The organism is Amycolatopsis sp. lyj-84 (genome assembly GCF_046549075.1).
GTDB lineage: Bacteria > Actinomycetota > Actinomycetes > Mycobacteriales > Pseudonocardiaceae > Amycolatopsis.
In genome coordinates, this window is sequence record NZ_JAJPWO010000015.1 from 164309 (window position 1) to 183338 (window position 19030).

16 protein-coding genes are annotated in these 19030 nt (G+C 69.7%); 9 read left to right on the top strand and 7 right to left on the bottom strand.

What is annotated here, in order from left to right:
- Nucleotides 1-41 precede the first annotated feature (41 nt).
- Nucleotides 42-185: a hypothetical protein gene (locus tag ACLJRM_RS35785; RefSeq protein ID WP_410665596.1), complete on the top strand. Its 144-nt coding sequence runs from the start codon at nt 42-44 to the stop codon at nt 183-185.
- Here the strand turns inward: ACLJRM_RS35785 and ACLJRM_RS35790 are convergent.
- A complete protein-coding gene (locus ACLJRM_RS35790) occupies nt 161-1630 on the bottom strand; it encodes an alpha/beta hydrolase (protein WP_410665597.1) in 1470 nt (489 codons plus the stop codon). The genes ACLJRM_RS35785 and ACLJRM_RS35790 overlap by 25 nt on opposite strands.
- 215 nt (nt 1631-1845) lie before the next feature.
- Between ACLJRM_RS35790 and ACLJRM_RS35795 the strand changes: the two genes are divergently transcribed.
- Nucleotides 1846-3336, top strand: coding sequence for an FAD-dependent monooxygenase (locus ACLJRM_RS35795; RefSeq protein ID WP_410665598.1), 1491 nt, complete (start codon nt 1846-1848; stop codon nt 3334-3336).
- A gap of 77 nt (nt 3337-3413) precedes the next feature.
- On the opposite strand, the gene ACLJRM_RS35800 is transcribed toward ACLJRM_RS35795, so the two are convergent.
- The 4 genes from ACLJRM_RS35800 to ACLJRM_RS35815 form a co-directional block, all read right to left on the bottom strand.
- Nucleotides 3414-4403, bottom strand: coding sequence for a TIGR03842 family LLM class F420-dependent oxidoreductase (locus tag ACLJRM_RS35800; RefSeq protein WP_410604231.1), 990 nt, complete (start codon nt 4401-4403; stop codon nt 3414-3416).
- Between the two features lie 62 nt (nt 4404-4465).
- Nucleotides 4466-5851 (bottom strand): dihydropyrimidinase, encoded by a 1386-nt coding sequence (gene hydA / locus ACLJRM_RS35805; RefSeq protein WP_410665599.1) that lies wholly within the window; start codon nt 5849-5851, stop codon nt 4466-4468.
- A complete protein-coding gene (locus ACLJRM_RS35810; protein WP_101606063.1) occupies nt 5851-6693 on the bottom strand; it encodes a nitrilase-related carbon-nitrogen hydrolase in 843 nt (280 codons plus the stop codon). The genes hydA and ACLJRM_RS35810 overlap by 1 nt, the downstream gene beginning before the upstream one ends.
- The gene (locus tag ACLJRM_RS35815; protein WP_410665600.1) at nt 6644-8215 is read right to left on the bottom strand and encodes an NCS1 family nucleobase:cation symporter-1; all 1572 of its coding nucleotides are present in this window, start codon (nt 8213-8215) and stop codon (nt 6644-6646) included. The genes ACLJRM_RS35810 and ACLJRM_RS35815 overlap by 50 nt, the downstream gene beginning before the upstream one ends.
- A gap of 241 nt (nt 8216-8456) precedes the next feature.
- Between ACLJRM_RS35815 and ACLJRM_RS35820 the strand changes: the two genes are divergently transcribed.
- From ACLJRM_RS35820 to ACLJRM_RS35830, 3 genes are all read left to right on the top strand, one after another.
- Nucleotides 8457-9140, top strand: a complete 684-nt coding sequence (locus tag ACLJRM_RS35820) for a response regulator transcription factor (protein WP_168214530.1) — start codon at nt 8457-8459, stop codon at nt 9138-9140.
- On the top strand, nt 9137-10174 hold the full coding sequence (locus ACLJRM_RS35825; RefSeq protein ID WP_101606066.1) for a sensor histidine kinase: 1038 nt from the start codon (nt 9137-9139) through the stop codon (nt 10172-10174). Before ACLJRM_RS35820 ends, ACLJRM_RS35825 begins: the two co-directional genes overlap by 4 nt.
- 69 nt (nt 10175-10243) lie before the next feature.
- A complete protein-coding gene (locus ACLJRM_RS35830; RefSeq protein WP_410665601.1) occupies nt 10244-11815 on the top strand; it encodes a DUF4153 domain-containing protein in 1572 nt (523 codons plus the stop codon).
- Nucleotides 11816-11977: 162 nt separating this feature from the next.
- On the opposite strand, the gene ACLJRM_RS35835 is transcribed toward ACLJRM_RS35830, so the two are convergent.
- Nucleotides 11978-12343, bottom strand: a complete 366-nt coding sequence (locus tag ACLJRM_RS35835; RefSeq protein ID WP_101606068.1) for an SSI family serine proteinase inhibitor — start codon at nt 12341-12343, stop codon at nt 11978-11980.
- A gap of 59 nt (nt 12344-12402) precedes the next feature.
- Nucleotides 12403-14025, bottom strand: coding sequence for a PucR family transcriptional regulator (locus ACLJRM_RS35840; protein ID WP_101606069.1), 1623 nt, complete (start codon nt 14023-14025; stop codon nt 12403-12405).
- Between the two features lie 143 nt (nt 14026-14168).
- Between ACLJRM_RS35840 and ACLJRM_RS35845 the strand changes: the two genes are divergently transcribed.
- The 4 genes from ACLJRM_RS35845 (at nt 14169) to dnaJ (ending at nt 19028) form a co-directional block, all read left to right on the top strand.
- Nucleotides 14169-15665: a CoA-acylating methylmalonate-semialdehyde dehydrogenase gene (locus ACLJRM_RS35845; protein ID WP_410665602.1), complete on the top strand. Its 1497-nt coding sequence runs from the start codon at nt 14169-14171 to the stop codon at nt 15663-15665.
- Between the two features lie 158 nt (nt 15666-15823).
- Nucleotides 15824-16687 carry an aldo/keto reductase gene (locus ACLJRM_RS35850; RefSeq protein ID WP_101606071.1) on the top strand — a complete coding sequence of 288 codons (864 nt, stop codon included), beginning with the start codon at nt 15824-15826 and terminating at the stop codon, nt 16685-16687.
- 108 nt (nt 16688-16795) lie between these two features.
- The gene (gene hrcA, locus ACLJRM_RS35855; RefSeq protein WP_101606072.1) at nt 16796-17821 is read left to right on the top strand and encodes a heat-inducible transcriptional repressor HrcA; all 1026 of its coding nucleotides are present in this window, start codon (nt 16796-16798) and stop codon (nt 17819-17821) included.
- Nucleotides 17822-17861: 40 nt separating this feature from the next.
- Entirely contained in the window at nt 17862-19028 is a 1167-nt protein-coding gene (dnaJ, locus tag ACLJRM_RS35860; protein ID WP_410604241.1) for a molecular chaperone DnaJ, read from the top strand.
- The last annotated feature ends 2 nt before the right edge of the window (nt 19029-19030 follow it).

Consider the following 19030-nt stretch of genomic DNA (forward strand, 5'->3'; position numbering starts at 1 on the left):
CCCGGCTGAGCAACGATTTCCTCGCGCCGCCACCGGATCACGTGCTGGCCACCTTGGACGCCGCGCAAACGGCGCCCGAGGTGGCACGCCGGTTCGCGCACGTCTTCTCCGACCCCGCCGACTACGCCGCTTGGCTGACCGACGAGGAAGTCGCGCTCGCCTACCTCGGGTCGAACGGCTTCTGATCCGGGGCGCAGACGGTGCCGCGCGCCGGGAGACGGCCGTGGATCAGGTACGCGTCGAGGGCCGCGTCGACACACTTGCTGCGGTTCGCGGCGCCGTGCCCCCAGGCGTCCAGCGTCAGGAGCCGGGCGTTCCCGAGGATGCGCTCGGTCCGTTTCGCTCCGGCGTACGGCGTTTCCGGATCGCCCTTGCCGTTGGCCAGCAACAAGATCGGCGCGGTCGGCCGGTTCCACGGTCCGGTGTAGCGCGCCGGGTCGGAGGCGGGCCAGAAAGCACACGGCAGTGAGAGATACGTGTCGTACGAACCGAAACCGCGGCTTTCGCGATCGGCCTCGCGGGCCGCTTTCGGCCACGCCGCCGGGTCGCGCGGGTTCGTGGTGTCGGCACAGATCGTCCCGCCGCCGCCGAGTGCGGAGTCGAACGGCGTCACGATGGCTTTCGCCGAGGCCGATTTCGTCGCGGACTGAAGGAATTCCGCCAGCGCGGGCGAGTCGGCCTCGTCGGTCAGCGCGTTGTGGGTGCGCCGGATGACGTCCTGATAGGTGATCGCGCCCGGCGTGGCCTCGAGCCGGTCGAGGATGCCGTCGTATTTGGCCCGCAGGTCCGTCCCGGGTTCGCGGAACGCGCACCGGACGTCGGCCGCGCAGGCGTCGAGGAACGCCTGCAGCGCGCGGTCCGCGTCCCGGAAACCGCCGAGCCTGGTGCTGAACGGGACGTTCGCGTCCTGCGGACGGTGCCCGGTGGACCAGGCGATCGGATCGTCGACGGCGTCGAGGGCCAAGGCCCCGACGCGATGCGGGAACAGGTTGGCGTACACCTCGCCGAGGTATGTGCCGTACGAGAGGCCGTAGTACCGCAGGCGGGGCTCACCGGCGGCCTCTCGGAGCTTGTCGAGGTCCCGGGCGACGTTCGTGGTCGACAGATGACCCAGCAGCGGCCCGGCGTTGCGGCCGCACGAGGCGGCGACCTCACGGACGTCGGCGATCTGCCGGGTTTCCTGCTCGACGGTGATCGGGAACCGGCCGAGCACCCGCTTGAGCGGCTCGAGTTCCGCTTCGCTCGCGAAGCAGCGGACAGGCGTACTGGCGCCGACGCCGCGCGGGTCGAAGCCCACGATATCGAACTGCCGGTGCAGCGACGCGGTCTGGAACTCGCTGAAGCGGCCGGGATTCCCGGGGCCCCCGGGGTTGGTGAAGACGGTGCCGCGTTTGTGCTTCTGGTCGGTCGCGGGAAGGCGGCCGAGCGCGATGGTGATCCGGGGGCCGCCCGGGTCCCGGTACGAAAGCGGGACTTCCAGTTCGGCGCAGTCGTAGCCGGATGGCGATCCCGCCGGACAAGGGCCCCAGGCGATGCCCTTCGGCGTGGCCGAGACCGCGGGCGCGATCGTGACGGCGGCGAGTGCGGTGAGGGTGATCAAAGCGGCGGTGCGGACTCTGCTGGTGGTCACCCGTCCAGCGTCTCGGCTCGCGGGCGCGTGATCCCTGGTGCGCGTACCCGGAAAGACGGTGGAGCAGGCCCTACCCCGCCTCAGCCAGGCACGAAAAAGGAGGGGCGCGCCCCTCCATGTTCAACATATAGCGCACCTGGGGGCTTGCGGCAAGACCCCGGTGATACCGCAGAATCCTCGGCCGTAGCCAGTACAGGCCGAACAGGAGTGAGGATTTGACGGACGTCGACGTGATCATCGTGGGTGCCGGTCCGACCGGTCTGATGCTGGCCGCGGAGCTGCGGCCGGCCGGGGTTCGCCCGCTGGTCCTGGAACGGCGGCCGGAACAGGGGAAGACACCGAAGGCCCACGGTCTCAGCGGGCAGATCCTGGACCTGCTGAAGTACCGCGGCCTGCTGGACCGGGTCCGGGGGCTCGTCACCGACCCCGTCCCGCCCCACCGGTTCCCGTTCGGCGGCGTGCACGTCGACCTCACCCGGTTCGACGAGTCCCCGCTGAAGGCGCTGTCGGTGCGACAGCAGTTGTTGGAGCGGCTGCTGGAGGAACACGCTCTCGAACTCGGCGCGGAGGTGCGCCGCGGGCACGAGGTCACCGGGCTGTCCCAGGACGGCACCTCCGTGACGGCCCAGGTCCGCGGGCCGGAGGGGGAGTACGAAGTCACCGCCCCGTACCTCGTCGGATGCGATGGTGGCCACAGTCCCGTCCGCGCGCTCGCCGGGATCGGGTTCCCCGGGACCACCTATCCCGAGGTCAACCGGATCGGGCAGGTCAAGATCCCCGAGGGGCTGACCGTGCACGACAACGGCGACATCGAGACACCGGGGCTGGGCCGGATCAAGGCGGGCTACACCCGCACCGACAACGGGGTGTTCGCGCTCGGTTCGCTGACGCCGGGGATCTTGTTCATCCAGACCACCGAGGACGATCTCGGCGAGATCGACGACGACGTGCCGCTGACGCTGACCGAGTTCGGCGACAGCATCCGCCGCGTGCTCGGCGGGGACGTCCCGCTGGGCGACCCGGTCCGGCTCTCGCGCTACCAGTTCTCCGCCCGCCAGGCGGAGCGCTACCGCGAGGGGCGGATCCTGCTGGCGGGCGACGCGGCCCACCTGCTGCCGTCGACCGGTACGGCGATCAACGTCGGCATGTCCGACTCGGTCAACCTCGCCTGGAAGCTGGCCGCCGAGATCCAGGGGCGGGCGCCGGAGGGGCTGTTGGACACCTATCACGCGGAACGGCACGCCGCCGGTGCCCGCGCGCTGCTGCAGTCCCAGGCGCAGGTCGCGCTGCGGCGCGGGCACGACGAGGCCGCCGAGGCGCTCCGGACGGTCTTCCAGGAACTGCTGGGCGACGAGCAGCCCGCGCGACGGCTGGCCGCGCATCTCGCCGGGACCGACCTGCGCTACCCGATGCCCGGCTCCGGGCACGCGCTCGCCGGCACCTTCGTCCCGGATCTCGCGCTGGAGACCGACCAGGGCGCGACCAGCGTCGGGGAGTTGCTGCGCCCGGCGCGGCCGGTCCTGCTCGACCTCGCCGGACGGCCGGAGCTCCGCGAGCTCGCCGAAGGACTCGTCGACGTCCACACCGCCAAGGCCGAGGACCGGCCCGCCGACGTCCTCCTGATTCGCCCGGACGGGTACATCGCCTGGGCGGGGGACACCGATGACGGCCTGCGAGAAGCGCTCGCCGCCTGGTTCGTCGGCTGACCTCACGCGATTAGTCCTCTACTTGCGGTAGTTGCACGCGCGAGGACCGCAAGTAGAGGACTGATCGCAGAGGGGGGTCAGCGGCCGATGACCTCCGAGCCGTACCGCTTCAGGGTTTCTTCGCGCTGATCGTGCATGAGGTACAGCGCGAACTGGTCGACGCCGAGCGAAGCCAGTTCCTCCAGCCGCTCCACATGCGCCGAAGACGGCCCGAGCAGGCAGAACCGGTCCACGATCTCGTCCGGCACGAAGTCGGTCGAGGGATTGCCCGCCCGCCCGTGGTGTGAGTAGTCGTACCCTTCCCTCTCACGGATGTAGTCGGTCAGTTCGCGTGGCACCGGCCCGGAATCGCCGTACCGCGCCACGAGATCCGCGACGTGGTTGCCGACCATCCCGCCGAACCAGCGCAACTGTTCGCGCTGGTGCGCCAGATCGTCCCCGACGTACGCCGGTGCGGCGAGGCAGATCGTGATCCCGCCCGGGTCCCGTCCCGCCGCACGGGCCGCCTCGCGGACGGCGCCGATGGTCCACCGGGCGATCGCGGGATCGGCGCACTGGAGGATGAAGCCATCGGCGTGTTCGCCGACCGTCTTCAGCGCCTTCGGCCCGTAGCCCGCCATCCACATTTCGAGCCTGCCGTTGCGGATCCAGGGGATCTGGACCGGTTTGTCCCGCAACAGGACCTCCCGGCCCTCGGCCAGCTCCTTGACCACGTGCATGCAGTCGCGCACGGTGGCCAAAGTGGACGGTGCCATGCCGACGACCCGGTGCGCCGAATCGCCCCGGCCGATCCCGCACACCGTCCGGTTGCCGTACATGTCGTTGAGCGTGGCGAAGGTCGACGCCATCACCGACCAGTCCCGCGTGGCCGGGCTGGTCACCATCGGGCCCACGATCATCGACGACGTCGCCGCGAGGATCTGCGAGTAGATGACGAACGGTTCCTGCCACAGCACACACGAGTCGAACGTCCAGCCGTAGCGGAAACCCTGGTCCTCGGCGGCCTTCATCAGCCGCACGAGGTCGCGTGCGGGTGGGTCGGTCTGGAGCACTATCCCGAAATCCATCCGGCCTTCTTCCCCTCCACCACCCTCAACGGAGCGGCTTCGCCACACTGAGTTCGATTGCCTCAGTTCAGGTACTGGTTCAGGTCGCGCGAGAGGAATTTCCCGTGCGTCGTACTGCCCGAGAAGCCCGACGGCGACACCACCACGAGGCCGCGCGAGAGCACGGTCTCGACCTTGCCGGTGATCTCCATTCCTTCGTAGGCCGAGTAGTCCACGTTCATGTGGTGCGTTTCGACCGACAAGGTCTGTTTCGCCGACGGGTCGTAGATGACGATGTCCGCGTCCGAACCCGCCGCGATGACGCCCTTGCGCGGGTACAGCCCGAACATCCGCGCCGGGGTGGTGGAGCAGGTCTCGACCCACCGGCCGAGGGTGAGCTCGCCCGCCACGACACCCTGGTGCAGCAGGTCCATCCGGTGCTCGACGCCGGGGATCCCGTTGGGGATCGCGCGGAAGTCGCCGCGGCCGAGTTCCTTCTGGTCCTTGAAACAGAACGGACAGTGATCCGTCGATACGACCGAGAGGTCGTTGGTGCGCAGCCCTCGCCACAGGTCCGCCTGATGCGACTTCTCACGCAGCGGGGGAGAGGCGACGTACTTCGAGCCCTCGAAATCCGGCTTAGCCAAGTCCTCGATGGACAGATAGAGATACTGAGGACACGTCTCCGCGAAGACGTTCTGGCCGTTGTCGCGCGCCTCCGCGACCGCCGCGAGTGCCTGCGACGCCGAGAGGTGCACGATGTACAGCGGCGCCCCGGTCACCTTGGCCAGCTGGATCGCGCGCGAGGTCGCCTCGCCCTCCAGCTCCGGCGGCCGGGTGAGGCCGTGCTGCACCGGGTCGATCTTCCCGGCGGCGAACGCCTGCGCGGCCAGCTGGTCGATCGCGATGCCGTTCTCCGCGTGCATCATGATCGTGGCGCCGATCTCGCGCGCCTTCTGCATGGCCAGCAGGATTTCGCCGTCCGTGGAGTAGAACACCCCCGGATACGCCATGAACATCTTGAAGCTGCCGACCCCGCCATCGACGCAGGCCTGCATCTCCTTCAGCGACGAATCGTTGACGTCGGAGACGATCATGTGGAAGCCGTAGTCGATGGCGCAGTTGCCGTCGGCCTTCTCGTGCCATTTGTCCATAGTGGACAGCAGTGAGGTTCCCTTTGCCTGGACGGCGAAGTCGATGATCGTGGTCGTGCCGCCCCACGCCGCCGCCGTCGTCCCGGTGCCGAAGGTGTCGGCGGAATGCGTCCCGCCGAACGGCATCTCCATATGGGTGTGCGCGTCGATCCCGCCGGGCAGCACGTACTTCCCGGTGGCGTCGATGACCGAATCGGCCGGGCCCAGGGTGCCGGGCGCGCCGACGGCCACGATCGTCTCGCCGTCGACGAGGACGTCCGCCGCCGAAGCGCCCGCCGTGGACAGCACCTGCCCGCCGCTGATGAGGGTGGTCATCACGCCTCCGCGAGGGGTCCGTAGCTGTCGGGACGGCGGTCTCGGTAGAAGGCCCACAGGTCCCGCACTTCGGCGAGCTGCCCCATGTCGAGGTCGCGGATGACGATCTCCTCCTCGGTGTCGGAAGCGGCCTCGCCGATCAGCTGGCCGCGCGGGTCCGCGAAGTACGTCTGACCGTAGAAGTCGTTGTCGCCCAGCGGTTCCACGCCGACCCGGTTGATCGTGCCGACGAAGTACTCGTTCGCGACGGCGGCCGCGGGCTGCTCCAGCCGCCAGAGGTATTCCGACAGACCGCGGCTGGTCGCCGACGGGTTGAACACGATCTTCGCGCCCGCCAGGCCCAGTGCGCGCCAGCCCTCCGGGAAGTGCCGCTCGTAACAGATGTAGACGCCGATGCGGCCGACGGCGGTGTCGAACACCGGGTAGCCCAGGTTCCCGGGCCGGAAGTAGAACTTCTCCCAGAAGCCCTTCACCTGCGGGATGTGGTTCTTGCGGTGCTTGCCGAGGTAGGTCCCGTCGGCGTCGATCACCGCGGCGGTGTTGTAGTACACGCCGGGCTGCTCGACCTCGTACATCGGGACGACCAGCACGACACCGTGCCGTTCGGCGACCTCCTGCATGAGCTTCGTCGTCGGCCCGTCGGGGATGCCCTCGGTGTAGGAGTAGTAGTCGGTGTCCTGCACCTGGCAGAAATACGGTCCGTAGAACAACTCCTGCAGGCAGATCACCTGCGCGCCCTGCGAAGCGGCCTTGCCGATGGCTTCGACCGCGTTCGCGATCATCGACTCCTTGTCACCCGTCCACCGCTGCTGGATCAATCCGGCTCGGACCAGGTCGCTCACTTGCTTCCTCCTCTGTGTAGGCGGTGCGCTTGTGCTCGGGCAGGGCCAGCAGCAGGTAGACGACGAAGGCGCCCGCCAGTCCGACGACCCAGTTGTAGTCGTAGAGCGGTTTCAGGAACGGGATCAGCCCGTCGGCGGGGAACGGCCCGCCGTACGCGCCGCCGACCGAGAGCACGGCGCCGACGAGTGTCGCGACGAGCGCGCGCCAGTTCCAGCCGCCGTTGAACCAGTAGACGCCGCGTTCGGTGTAGAGGTCGCGAAGCTTCAGTTCGGTGCGCTTGACCACCCAGTAGCCGGCGACGAGCACCCCGGCGACAGCGCCGAGCAGGCCGCCGTAGAAGCCGAGCCACGCGAAGATGTAGATGTTCGGGTCGGAGTAGAGCCGCCACGGCTGGATGGCGATGCCGATGATCCCGGTGATCAGCCCGCCGACGGCGAAGGTGATCTTCTTCGGGAACGCGTTGGAGAAGTCGTAGGACGGGCTGACCACGTTGGCCGCGAGGTTCGCCGACACGGTCGCCAGCACCAGCGCGATCAGCGCGACCACGACGACCACGGGGGAGTCGAAGCGGTCGGCCAGTTTCGCCGGGTCCCAGATCTGTTCGCCGTAGAGGACACTGCCGCCCGAGGTGGTCAGGATCGCCACGATCGCGATGAACGTCATCGTGGTCGGCAGGCCGAAGATCTGGCCGCGGACCTGCTTGCCCTGGCTGCCGCCGAAACGGGTGAAGTCCGGCATGTTGAGCGAAAGCGTCGACCAGAACGCGATCATCGCCATCAGCGACGGCGCGAACACCTTCCAGAAGTCCGGTCCCCAGCCGAGTTGCCCGGGTTCGGACAGGATCGGGCCGAGTCCGCCCGCCTTGACCAGCACGTAGCCCAGCAGGATCAGGAAGCCGACGGAGACCAGCGGCGCCGTCCAGTTCTCGAACCGGCGGACCGCCTCCATCCCGCGCCAGATGATGATCATCTGGAACAGCCAGAACAACCCGAACGAAAGCCACAGCGTCCAGTGCTGGCCGAGGACGACGGTGGAGTCCTTCCAGCCGGAACCCGCCAGCCGCCCGACGATGATGTAGACGGCCTCACCACCGACCCAGGTCTGGATACCGAACCAGCCGCACGCGATGAACGCCCGAAGCAACGCCGCCAGATTCGCACCACGCATCCCGAAGAAGGCGCGGGCGAACACCGGGAACGGGATGCCGTACTTCGTCCCGGCGTGGCTGTTGAGCAGCATCGGGGCGAGCACGACCAGGTTGCCGATGGTGATCGTCATCAGCGCCTGGACCCAGTCCATGCCGAGGGCGATCAGGGAGGCGGCGAGCGCGTACGAAGGGATGTTGTGCGCCATCCCCATCCACAACGCGAAGTAGTTGTAGGTCGTCCAGGTCCGCTTTTCGACCGGGACCGGGGCGAGTTCTTCGTTGTAGAAGCGGCTGTCCTTCAAGGACTCGACCTCGCCGAGTTCTACCCGGCCATCAGGATGCACGAGCTGGGTTCCGCGTGCCGTCGGCTCCATTGCGGAATCGTGCTCGCCCTCGTCACGCGGGTGGGACTGGCAGACTGTTCACTGTTGGTGGCGTCGGAACGCAGACTGTCGATTGCGTTCGAAGCCCCCTGATGCATGACCTGCGTCACACATACGGACGTAGCAATCAGGCAAACGGGCTGAAACATCTCCACAGGATCTCCACAGCTCACCCGAACGGTCTCCACGGTCGCTGCTTACAGTCATCCCCATGGAACTGGGAGGACGCCGGGTGCTGGTCGTCGAGGACGACGTGACCATCGCCGAAGCCATCGCCGCGCGGTTGCGCGCGGAGGGCTTCACGGTCGATCTGGCGCACGACGGCCCTTCCGGCGTCGAGACGGACGCCGCGCGGGAGCCGGATCTGGTGGTGCTCGACGTGATGCTGCCGGGTTTCGACGGGCTCGAGGTCTGCCGCCGGATCCAGGCCCGCCGCCCGGTCCCGGTGCTGATGCTGACCGCCCGGTCGGACGAGACGGACATGCTGATCGGCCTCGGCGTCGGCGCGGACGACTACCTCACCAAGCCGTTCTCCATGCGCGTGCTCTCGGCCAGGGTGCACGCGCTGCTGCGCCGCGTCGAACGGTCGGCACGGACCGACGTGAGCGAAGCGGGCACGAAGATCGTGCTCGGCGACCTGGAAATCGACGTCGAACAGCGGCGGGTCACGCGGGCGGGCACACCCGCCCAGCTGACCCCGATCGAGTTCGACCTCCTCGTCCACTTCGCGAAGCGCCCGAGGGCGGTGCAGCCGAGGGAGCGGCTGCTGAGCGAGGTCTGGGACTGGGACGTCGCGGGCACCGGTTCGGGCACCCGCGCGGTCGACAGCCACATCAAGGCGCTGCGCCGCAAACTGGGCGCGGACCTCATCCGCACCGTGCACGGCGTCGGGTACGCCCTGGAGGTGGGATCGTGAAACTCCGCCCGCTGTTCGGCCGGATCGTCGACGCGCTTCCGAGGCCGCTCGACCCGGTCCGGTCCATCAAGCTCAAGCTCGCGATCCTGCTGGTGTCCTCGGGCGGTATCGCGTTCGCCTTCTTCAACTGGCAGATCGGCTGGCTGCCGCCGCGCACCACGATCGCCGCGATGGTGCTCGCCGTGGTCACCTCGCAGATCCTGGCGCACGGGATGACCCGGCCGCTGCGCGAGATGACCGCCGCCGCCAGGGCGATGGCCAAGGGCGACTACACGCGGCGGGTCCGGGCGACCGCCCGCGACGAGGTCGGCGAACTCGCCCACGCCTTCAACCAGATGGCCGCCGACCTCGACGCCTCGGACCAACGGCGGCGCGAGCTGATCGCGAACGTCTCCCACGAACTCCGCACGCCGATCACCGCGCTGAACGGCGTGCTGGAGAACCTCGTCGACGGCGTCGCCAAGCCCGATCCGGCGACGCTGAAAACCGCGCTGCAGCAGACCGAACGGCTCGGCAGGCTGGTTTCGGAACTCCTCGACCTCTCGCGCATCGACGCCGGCGCGTTCCCGTTGCAGCTGGAGGAGTTCGATCTCGAACTGCTGCTGGAAGAGGTCGCCGCCGAAGCCGGGGTGACCTCCGCCGCGACCGGCCGCGGCGTGCGGTTCGCCGTCGACGTCCAGCCGCCCGGCGCCGTGGCCGTCGCCGACCGCGGCAGGCTCTACCAGGTCGTGGTCAACCTACTCGACAACGCCGTCCGGCACGGGCCGGCCGGGGGCGAGGTCCGGGTGCGGGCGGAGGCCCGCGAGACCGACGTCGTCATCGAGGTCGAAGACGAAGGCCCCGGGATCCCGCCGGGGGAGCGGGACAGCGTGTTCGAACGGTTCACCCGCGGCGAGCGGGCGGGCGGCGGTGGCACCGGCCTCGGGCTCGCGATCGCCCGGTGGGTGGTCGACCTCCACGACGGCAGCATCGCCGTCGTCGCCCCCGAAGGGCGTCCGGGCTGCGTCATCCGCGTCGTGATCCCGGTTCCTTAAGCCCGTTCCGCTTTCTTTCCGCGGCTCCGCACACCCACTCGGATGTGCTTTCGCAAACTGGAGGGTTCGATGAGCGAAGAACAAGAGGAGAAGCAGGCGCACGCGTCGCCCCCTGGGGCGACGGACACCTTGCCGCCCGCGCCGCTGGTACCGGCGCCGGTGCCGGTGCCGGTGCTTATGCGGCCGCGGGTCCCGCCGAAGTCGTCGATCGTCCCGCTGCCCCGTTCGGTGCTGCCCGCCGCTGTCGCCGCCGGGCTGATCGCCGCGGTCGCCATGCCGGACGATCCCGGAGCCGGCTGGTTCGTGGCCGGGCTCGCCTTCGCCGTGGCCGTCTACGTCGCCGACAAACGGGCCCGCGGTGACGCCGAGCCGCACTTCCGCCTCACCAGCGCGTTGTGGGCGGCGGTCGCGCTCGGACTGCTCGCGGTCGGCATGGTCCGCGCGTCGGTGTGGCTGAACGTGCTGTGCGTGCTGGCCGCCTGTGTCGCGGGATCTCTCGCGGTGGTCGGGAAACGCACCGTGAACACGATCATCTACGACGTCTTCGCGGTCCCGATCGAAGCGCTGCTTTCGGTCCCGTGGATCGGGCGCGGGCTCGTGAAGCTCGGCAAGAAGCCGGAAAGCCGTACGCGGCCGAGATTCCTGGTGCCGGTGCTGGCGAGCTCCGGGCTGCTGCTGGTGTTCGTCCCGCTGCTGCGGGGCGCGGACGCCGCGTTCTCGAGCGTCGTCGACTCGGTGATCCCGGAGCTCAACCCGGGAACCTTCGTGCGCTGGGGTTTCCTGTTCGTCGTGGCCGCGTTCGCCGTCGCCGGGGCGTGTTACCTGCTGGCGGCACCACCGTTGCCCGCCGAGGACGACGCGCCGCGCAAGCGGCTGGCGCACCGGTTCGAGTGGGCCCTGCCGCTGGGCGTGCTGGTGGCGCTGTTCGCGAGCTTCGTCGTGGTCCGCCTGGTCGTGCTGTTCGGCGGCAGCGAGTACGTCCTGCGGACGAGCGGGCTGACGGCGGCCGAATACGCCAGAAGCGGGTTCTGGCAGCTGTCCGCCATCACCGTGCTGACCCTGCTGCTGGTCGCCGCGGCGCTGCGCTGGGCGCCGAAGTCGTCGGTGGCCGATCGTGCCTGGCAGCGCGGGCTGCTCGGCGTGCTGAGCGTGCTCAGCCTGGTGCTGGTCGCGTCGGCGTTGAGTCGCATGTGGACATATCAGCAGGCGTACGGGTTCACCGTGCTGCGGCTGCTGGTGGAGGTCTGCGAACTCTGGATCGGCCTGGTGTTCCTGCTGGTACTGGTGTCCCTGGTCCCGCTGCGGTCGTCCTGGCTGCCGCGCGCGGCCATCGGTGCCGCGGCCGCGGCGCTGCTGGGGCTGGCCGTCCTCGATCCGGAACGGTTCATCGCCGACCGTAACATCGACCGGATCGCGCACGGCAAGACGCTCGACACCCGTTATCTGTCAGGGTTTTCCGCCGACGTCGTCCCCGCGGCGGACCGGCTCCCGGAGCCGCTGCGGTCGTGCGTGCTCGGGCCGGTCGTGACGGGTATCTCGGAAGATGATTGGCGAGGATGGAACCTGAGCCGGTCCCTCGCGCGTCAGACCCCCGTTGCCGCGAAGGACGGGATCGGGTGCCGGTACCTGCCCCGTTCTTGAGCCGTGACACCACGGCCTTGATCGCCTTCTTTGGGGGTGAGGGCGATCAAGGCGGTGGTGAACGGCGGCCGCCGGGCCACCGAGGGGGAGGCCCGGCGGTCACCTGTGTGCCGCGAGGGCCTTATCGGACAAAAGCCTTTCGGGGCAACGATTTTCCGTCGGTCAGAAGGTGAAGACGCCGGCCGACTCGGTGTCGGCGACGCAGCGGTTGGCGTACGAGGTGCGGTAGGTGACCGGTTCGCCGCGCCACTTGCCGACGGCGGAGACGTCCACCGGGTTGTACTCCAAGGTGCAGGAACGCGGTTCCGCGCGTAGCCTGTCGAACTTTCCGTCCACTTCGGACAGTTTGGCGCAGGCGCCGCCGCGGCCGGGGTGTGAGCCCCCGGTGGGGCCGCAGCTGAGGGAGACGGTGCCGACCCGGCCGCGTGCGTCGTGGCTGGTCAGCTGGAACGTGGATTCGGCGGGTTGCGCCGGGGCCATGCAGGCCAGCGCGAGGACGCAGGCGCCGATCGGTTCGAAGAAAGCCATACTTCCACTATCGGCTGATGTGACCCGATCACTGTGGTCCACGCTTGGGTGAGATTTGCTCACCCGGTCGTGTGGTCGTTCGCCTCTCGAATGTCGTGAGCGAGCAGGGCGACATACAGGGAGAGCATCGATTCCGGGTCTTCGAGCCGCACTCCGAGCACCTGCTCGATCCGGGCCAGCTGCTGGTAGTAGGCGGTGCGGGAGGTGTGCGCGGCGGCCGCGGCGGCCGACTTGTTGCCGCCGTGTTCGCAGTAATGTCTCAACGCCTGAACGAGTCTGCTGCCCTGCGCGGCGTCGCGGCCCAGCAACGGGCCGAGTTCCCGCGCGGCGAACGCGGTGACCCGTTCGTCCCCGGCCAGCAGGTGCAGCAGGCCGCGCAACCGGACGTCGTCGAGGCGGTGGACCACCCGCTCGGCGTTCTCGGCGAGCGCCGCGGCGGCGACCTGGGCGGCCTCGACGAGCGTCCGGCGCGCGTCGGCGGGTCCGGCGCCCGTCGTCCCGACCGCGACCACCGCGGGCGCGCTGGAACGGGCCTCGTGGACGTCGGTGGCCAGCCGCCGCAGGACCGCGTCGACCCCCGCCTCCGGCGAGAGCGCGATCAGCGCGCGCACCAGCGTGTCGTCGGTGGCCACCAGCGCGGACACCTTGGCGCGCCGGGCGGCGAGCGCGGTCGCCTCGGCGAGTTCCCGCAACAGCACCGGAGTGGACTGCGCGGTCTTGGCGGTCGCGGTGATCCGGGGCCGCACGGCGACCCCGACCAGCAGCCGACCCGTCAGCGGGACCCCGAGCGCGGAAGCCCGCGCCGTCAGTTCCGCGGGCGGCACCGGATTCGCCAGCAGTTCGGTCAGGATCGCGCGGTGCGCCTGGCGTTCGAGGCTGTCGGTGTCCTTGGCGACCAGCCGGTGGACCGCGAGCGCGGACGCGGCGCGTTCGGCGACCACGACGTGCCGCCGCGACGGCGGATCCCCGCAGACGACGACCAGCCGCCCCCAGTCGTGCCCGCGCGCGCCGACCACGGTGATCAGCCAGCCCGCGCCCGGGTGGAAACCGGTCCGCTCGCCGACCTGCACCGGCCGCGACCGCGACGGCCAGCCGGGCAGCAGTTCGCCGGGATCCGTCCCCGCCGTGTCATAGGCGAGGACTTCGTGCGACAGCGTCTCCAGCACGACGGGATGCTCGGTGAGCCTCGCGACCTCGCGCAGGATCTCGCCGGGCTCGGCACCGGCGACCGTCAGCGCGGTGAAGGTCTCGTGGACCCGTTCCGCCGCGCGGAGTTCGTCGACCTGGGCGTCCACGATCAGCCCGTTCACCGCCTCGGTCACCGACACGAACCGCGTCTCCCGCGAAAGGGTGATCAGCGGGACGCCGTGGCGGTCCGCGGCGTCGACCAGCGCGGGCGGCAGCTTGTCACTCCAATGACGGACCAGTTCGACGACGACCCCGGCCACGCCGACCCCCGCCAGATCGGCGACGTACCTCGCGAGCGCGGCGCCGTCGTCGGGCAGCGCGACCCCGGTGGTGAGCACGAGTTCCCCGCCCCGCAGCAGGGGGGCGATGTCCGCGACCTCGGCGACGTGCGCCCAGCGGACCGGGGCGTCCAGCCCCGCCGCGCCCGCCACCACATGCGGCCGGCCCTGGCGCAGCACCGGCAGGGCGAGCACCTCGGCGACGGTCGGGTACATCGGCCTCCCACCTGGTCGGAACGCAGAGAGACAGACTGTACGGCCGGGGGCGGGAGTCCGTACACGTTGCCGATGGCGTCGGTGTGGCGCGCGCACCCAGACTCGACCGGGAGCAGGCAACGGCGATCAGGAGGGCGGAATCCGTGACCGACCGCATCAACCACTGGATAGACGGCAAACCGTCCGAGGGCGTGAGCGACCGATCCGGTGACGTGTTCGATCCGGCCACCGGACAGGTACGGGCGAAGGTCGCCTTCGCCTCCCAGGACGACGTCGACGCCGCCGTCGCGGCCGCGTCCCGGGCACTGCCCGGCTGGCGCGGGACGTCGCTCGCCGGGCGGACGCGGGTGCTGTTCGCCTTCCGCGAGCTGCTGTCGGCGCGGCGCCACGAGCTGGCGAAGATCGTCACCAGCGAGCACGGCAAGGTCGAGTCCGACGCGGCGGGCGAAGTCGCGCGCGCCATCGAGAACGTCGAGTTCGCCTGTGGCGCGGCGCAAATGCTCAAAGGCGGGTTCAGCGAGAACGCGTCCACCGGCGTCGACGTCTACTCGATCTCGCAGCCGCTGGGCGTGGTCGGCGTGATCTCGCCGTTCAACTTCCCGGCGATGGTCCCGCTGTGGTTCGTGCCCAACGCGCTCGCCTGCGGCAACACCGTCGTGCTCAAGCCGAGCGAGAAGGACCCGTCCGCGGCCACCTTCATCGCGGAACTGTTCGCCGAAGCGGGTCTGCCCGACGGCGTCCTGAACGTCCTGCACGGCGACAAGGTGGCCGTCGACGGCCTGCTGGAACACCGCGACGTCAAGGCGATCTCGTTCGTCGGGTCGACGCCGATCGCGAAGTACGTCTACGAAACCGGGACCAGGCACGGGAAACGCGTGCAGGCGCTCGGCGGCGCGAAGAACCACATGGTCGTCCTCCCGGACGCCGACCTCGACCTCGCCGCCGACGCGGCCGTCTCCGCGGGCTTCGGCTCGGCGGGGGAACGGTGCATGGCGGTGTCGGTCGTTGTCGCGGTCGACCCGGTCGGCGACGAACTGGTCGCGAAGATCGCCGAGCGGATCACGCGGCTGCGCGTCGGCGACGGCATGCGGCCCACCTCGGAGATGGGGCCGCTGGTCACCGCCGCGCACCACGAACGCGTCGAGTCCTATGTGGACGCGGGCGTCGAAGCGGGCGCCCGTCTCGTCGTCGACGGCCGCGGGATCGAGGTCGACGGCGAGGAGGGCGGCTTCTGGCTCGGCCCGACACTGTTCGACCACGTCACGCCGGAGATGTCGGTCTACACCGACGAGATCTTCGGCCCGGTGCTGACGGTCGCGCGGGCCGACGGGTACGACGCGGCGCTGGACCTGATCAACGCCAACCCCTACGGCAACGGCACCGCGATCTTCACCAACGACGGACGGGCCGCGCGGCGGTTCCAGAACGAGGTCGAGGTCGGGATGGTCGGTGTGAACGTGCCGATCCCGGTGCCGGTCGGCTACTACTCGTTCGGCGGGTGGAAGGACTCGCTGTTCGGGGACAGCCATGCTTACGGACCGGAAGGGTTCCACTTCTTCACGCGGACGAAGGTCGTCACCTCGCGGTGGCCGGACCCTTCGCAGGGCGGGGTGAACCTCGGGTTCCCGCGCAACAGCTGACGCTTTCGCGCTCCCGCGCGCGCTATGAAAGGCCCGTTACTTGCAAAGTTTGCAAGTAACGGGCCTTTCATAGCGTCCCGAGGAGCGACCAGGCTGGCCTTCACCGCCAGAGAGAGCGAGGGTGGACGGAGTCAGCCGAGGAAGCTTCAGGAGGCTCCATGTCCGCACAGCCCGCCCGCCGCTCCGGAACGTTCGCGCTCGGCGGCGATCTCCCCGTCTTCCGCCTGGGTTACGGGGCGATGCAGCTGACGGGCCCCGGCGTCTGGGGCGACCCGAAGGACCCCGAAGAGGCCGTACGCGTGCTTCGCCGCGCGGTCGAACTCGGTGTCACGCTGATCGACACCGCCGACTCCTACGGCCCGTTCGTCGCCGACCACCTCATCAAGAAGGCGCTCCACCCGTACGCCGACGACCTCGTCATCGCGACCAAGGTCGGCTTCACCCGGCAGGGGCCCGGCCAGTGGACCGTCGTCGGCAGGCCGGAGTATCTGCGCCAGCAGGTCGAGCTGAACCTCCGTCACCTCGGCGTCGAACGGATCGACCTGCTGCAGCTGCACCGCATCGACCCCCAGGTGCCGGTGGCCGACCAGCTCGGCGTGCTCGCCGAGCTGCGGGACGAAGGCAAGATCCGGCACATCGGGCTGTCCGAGGTCAGCGTGTCCGACCTGGCCGAGGCGCAGAAGACGGCGCCGATCGTGTCGGTGCAGAACCTGTTCAACCTCGGCAACCGCCGCTCCGAGGCCCTGCTCGACCACGCCACCGAACACGGCATCGGCTTCATCCCCTGGTACCCGCTGGCCACCGGCGGGCTCGCGGGCGACGACAGCCCCCTCGCCGCACTGGCGAAGGAACACGGCCGCTCTCCCTCGCAGCTCGCGCTGGCGTGGCTGCTCAAGCGGTCGCCGGTCGTGCTGCCCATCCCGGGGACGTCGTCGGTCGCGCATCTGGAGGACAACGTCGCCGCCGCGGAGATCGAGCTGACCGACGCCGAATACGACGCTCTTTCCGCCGCCGTGAGCTGAGGGGACCAGGCGCTTTCCTCTCGGGTCATGCGGGGAAAGCGTCCTTCGGCACCCCGGGCACTATGCCTTCCGTAAACTCGTTGTGAGGACGAGCCGAGGGAGGTGCGGATGGCCAACGCCGAAGAACGCCGTTTCGAAGTACTGCGCGCGATCGTCGCCGACTACGTGTCCAACCAGGAGCCCGTCGGGTCCAAGGCGATCGTCGACCGGCACAACCTCGGGGTGTCGAGCGCCACCGTGCGCAACGACATGGCGGCGCTCGAAGAAGAGGGCTACATCACACAGCCCCACACCAGCGCCGGCCGCATCCCCACCGACAAGGGGTACCGGCTGTTCGTCGACCGGATCGCCGAGGTCAAACCACTGAGCACGGCCGAACGCCGGGCCATCACGGCCTTCCTCGACAGCGGCACCGACGTCGACGACGTCCTGCGCCGGTCCGTCCGGCTGCTCGCGCAGCTGACCAGGCAGGTCGCGGTCATCCAGTACCCGATGATGACCAACTCCGCCGTCCGTCACCTGGAAGTGGTCCCGCTCACCCCGGCCCGGCTGATGCTGGTGCTGATCACCGACTCCGGCCGCGTCGACCAGCGCACGGTCGACCTCGGGGACGTCATCACCGAGGAGAACGTCGGCAGGCTGCGCACGGTGCTGAACGGGGCGCTCGCGGGCCGCCGTCTTTCCGAGGCCGCGGCGGCGGTCGCCGAACTGCCGGAGAAGTCGCCGGGAGAGCTGCGCGACAACCTCACCCGTGTCTGTACGGTTCTGGTGGAATCGCTGGTCGAGCACCCCGAAGAGCGGCTGGTCCTCGGCGGCACGGCGAACCTCACCCGCAACGTCTCGGACTTCCCCGGATCGCTGCGGCAGGTACTGGAAGCGCTCGAGGAGCAGGTCATCGTCCTCAAGCTGCTCGCGGCCGCCCGCAACCCCGGTGCGATCACCGTGCGCATCGGTGAGGAAAATGAGGACGAGCAGATGCGCAGCACCTCGGTGGTGTCCATCGGCTACGGCATGGACGACCTGCTGCTGGGCGGGATGGGCGTCGTCGGTCCGACCAGGATGGACTACCCGAACACCATCGCCGCGGTGCGCGCGGTGGCGAACTACGTGGGGCAGATCCTCTCCGGCCGCTGAGCCGCGTTGAGGTCGAAGTCAGAAGGAGAAGGCGAAGACGGTGGCGAGGGACTATTACGGCATTCTCGGGGTTGCGAAGAACGCGACGGATCAGGAGATCAAGCGCGCGTACCGCAAGATGGCCCGTGAACTGCACCCCGACGTCAACCCGTCGGAGGACGCTCAGCATCGCTTCGGTGAGGTGACCACCGCCTACGAGGTGCTGTCGGACCCGCAGAAGCGCAAGGTCGTCGACCTCGGCGGTGACCCGATGGACGGCGGGGCGCGCGGCGCGGGCGGCGGTGACCCGTTCTCCGGTTTCGGCGGACTCGGCGACATCATGGACGCCTTCTTCGGCGCCGCCGGGGGTGGTGGCGGTCGCGGCCGTGGCCCGCGCAGCCGCGTGCAGCCCGGCTCCGACGCGCTCATCCGCCTCGGCCTGACGCTCGAGGACTGCGCCACCGGTGTCGACCGTGAGATCACCGTCGACACCGCCATCGTGTGCGACCTGTGCCGCGGCGCCGGCTCGACCGAGGGCACCGGCAGCCAGACCTGCGACACCTGCGGCGGCGCCGGCGAGGTCCAGTCCGTGCAGCGGTCGTTCCTCGGCCAGGTCGTCACCGCCCGCCCCTGCCCGGTCTGCCGTGGCTTCGGCGAGGTCATCACCGACCCCTGCCGCCAGTGCGGCGGCGACGGCCGCGTCCGCGCGCGCCGCAACGTCACCGCCAAGATCCCGCCGGGCGTCGGCGACGGCATGCGCATCCGGCTCTCCGGCCAGGGCGAGGTCGGCCCCGGCGGCGGCCCGGCAGGCGACCTGTACGTCGAGATCGACGAGGCACCGCACGAGGTGTTCGTCCGGCAGGGCAACGACCTGCACTGCAACTTCCGCATCCCGATGACCACCGCCGCCCTCGGCGCCACGGTGCCCATCGAGACGCTCATCGACGGCGACTACGAACTCGACATCGAGCCGGGCACCCAGCCCGCCACCGAACTCGTGCTCACCGCCAAGGGCATGCCGCGGCTGCGGTCCTCCGGCCGCGTCGACGGCCGGGGCGACCTGCACGTCCACATCGACGTCGTCGTGCCGACCAAACTCGACGACGCCCAGCGGGACCTCCTCGTCGAACTGGCCCAGCAGCGCGGCGAAGACGTGCCTTCGCTCTCCTCGAACGGCTCCAAGCCCGGCGGGCTGTTCTCCAAGCTGCGCACCAAGAACCACCGGTAACC

Coding starts and splice junctions, on each gene's coding strand:
- ACLJRM_RS35840 (WP_101606069.1), bottom strand. CDS start 14,025: ATGTACCCGACCGTCGCCGAGGTGCTCGCCCTGCCGGTGCTGCGCCAG.
- ACLJRM_RS35800 (WP_410604231.1), bottom strand. CDS start 4,403: ATGGATTTCGGGATAGTGCTCCAGACCGACCCACCCGCACGCGACCTC.
- hydA (WP_410665599.1), bottom strand. CDS start 5,851: ATGACCACCCTCATCAGCGGCGGGCAGGTGCTGTCCACGGCGGGCGCT.
- hrcA (WP_101606072.1), top strand. CDS start 16,796: ATGGCCAACGCCGAAGAACGCCGTTTCGAAGTACTGCGCGCGATCGTC.
- ACLJRM_RS35835 (WP_101606068.1), bottom strand. CDS start 12,343: ATGGCTTTCTTCGAACCGATCGGCGCCTGCGTCCTCGCGCTGGCCTGC.
- ACLJRM_RS35830 (WP_410665601.1), top strand. CDS start 10,244: ATGAGCGAAGAACAAGAGGAGAAGCAGGCGCACGCGTCGCCCCCTGGG.
- ACLJRM_RS35850 (WP_101606071.1), top strand. CDS start 15,824: ATGTCCGCACAGCCCGCCCGCCGCTCCGGAACGTTCGCGCTCGGCGGC.
- ACLJRM_RS35815 (WP_410665600.1), bottom strand. CDS start 8,215: ATGGAGCCGACGGCACGCGGAACCCAGCTCGTGCATCCTGATGGCCGG.